At 81.2% G+C, this 261-nt stretch carries 1 pseudogene; it reads right to left on the reverse strand.

Annotated elements, in window-relative coordinates:
- Positions 1–261 (reverse strand): annotated as a pseudogene (locus tag A4V12_RS12095) (hypothetical protein); the annotation flags it as partial.

Below are 261 nucleotides of genomic sequence, written 5' to 3' on the forward strand. Positions count from 1 at the left end.
GCGTTCGGCCGCGGCGAGGTGCGTGGCCAGCGCCAGCCATGCCCGGGCGTAGGTGTCGGAACCCGCGTCGGCGAGGCGGCCGAACGCGTCACGGGGCCGCCGGCCGGCCTCCGCCGCGAGCGCACCGGTCAGTTCGGCCGCCGCGGTCAGTCCGGCCCGGCGCAGCGGCCCGAGAGTGCCGGCCGGCAGCTCGTCCCGGGCCGCTTCGGCGACCGCCCGCCGGCCACCCGACACGCCGCTCTCCAGCAGCCCGCGCACCCG

The organism is Streptomyces noursei, from assembly GCF_001646665.1.
Lineage (GTDB): Bacteria > Actinomycetota > Actinomycetes > Streptomycetales > Streptomycetaceae > Streptomyces > Streptomyces lavendulocolor.